Origin of the sequence: Agrobacterium sp. LY4, assembly GCF_001526585.1 — a bacterium.
Taxonomy (GTDB): Bacteria; Pseudomonadota; Alphaproteobacteria; order Rhizobiales; family Rhizobiaceae; genus Agrobacterium; species Agrobacterium leguminum.
The window spans coordinates 1-598 of the sequence record NZ_ASYA01000042.1; the positions used below are offsets into that span (position 1 = coordinate 1).

General features: G+C 60.2%; 1 protein-coding gene. It reads left to right on the top strand.

Features of this window, described 5'->3' with window-relative positions:
- Nucleotides 1-598, top strand: a 598-nt coding sequence (locus tag L904_RS28235; RefSeq protein WP_198157983.1) for a hypothetical protein, incomplete at both ends; no start/stop codon positions are given.

Consider the following 598-nt stretch of genomic DNA (forward strand, 5'->3'; position numbering starts at 1 on the left):
CACAAATATGCCGACGGCAAGCTGATGGGTAGCCAGCCCGTCGGCGCCACCTATGACATCAGCGCCGCGGGTTTTCTGCTGTTTGCCGATGACAGCGGTGAAACAGCCGCATTCTCCATGTCGTCGGTCGCCTTCCTCGAAAAGACATTGTCGGCGGGCGAAGTCTCGGCCCTTGGCAGGGTAACGGCTCAAGGTCCGTTCCCGTCTCAGGTTCCTGGCGTTAAAATGGTGCAGTTCGATTTTTCCAACGGCACCATGTCGCCGACGGTCGGTTCCGGCTCGCTGTCGCAGAATATCGGCGGCGATCCGCGCATTCAGCCGGTTGTCTTCGGTGAAGAAACCGTCGGCGGCGCGGTAAGCGGCGTCATCACCGCGCCGCAGTTCGATGGTCGCAACGGTTTGAAGGTGACGCCCGGCTTCAACCCGAAGAATGGCGGCTCGACCTTCGACAATTACAGCATCGTCATGGATGTCAAACTGCCGAAGGACGGCGCTTCGCTGGCGTCGATCTTCCAGAGCGACCTCACCAATGTCACCGATGGCGACTTGTGGCTGAACTATCGCGGCAAGACGGCGCTGATCGGCACCGACAATCGCG